Below are 582 nucleotides of genomic sequence, written 5' to 3' on the forward strand. Positions count from 1 at the left end.
TGTCGTTTGCTTCCGTTTTATCTTTGTAGCCATCATATCCCTTCTTAGCTCCAAAACCAGCAACTGCAGCTGCAGCTGCGCCTAAAATAAGTGGTAAAGGCATAATACTCTCCAGTTGTAATTTCAGTTAATATTTGAATTGGTTAGGTCTAGCTCACAATCGTCGAAACGGATATTTTTAACTTTATCTCCAAAGGCCATTAACCACCCTTTGAGTAGCAATGAATCCGTAACTGTTGCTTTGATTTGGTAACTTTGTTCGCTCTTAGCTTCTATCGTTTGATCATCAGACAGAGGTGTCTCTGATAGATACTGGCTGATCTTCTTATCTGTTATGAAAGAAAGCACACCGACTACCCCTTCACCAAAGCCAAAGCGTCCATCTGCATCATACTGCTCTAAAGAGAAGTCCTTAGGACGCTCAAAGTTGAATGTTGATACCGTTGCTTTAGTAATCCGATGTAATGCAAGAGTTCTCTCATTATCAAATCCATCAAAACGACAAACTAAATAGATCCGATTGCTTTGCTGTGCTAAGCCTAGAGGCATAACTAACGCGGCATTTGTTCTATGGTTGGCGTT

1 protein-coding gene is annotated in these 582 nt (G+C 40.7%); it reads right to left on the reverse strand.

The features are described from left to right. Positions 1 to 123: 123 nt before the first annotated feature. The coding region (locus tag KIV40_RS35385; protein ID WP_285354145.1) for a YafY family protein at positions 124 to 582 on the reverse strand (459 nt) is incomplete at its 5' end.

Source organism: Vibrio sp. D173a (assembly GCF_030248475.1).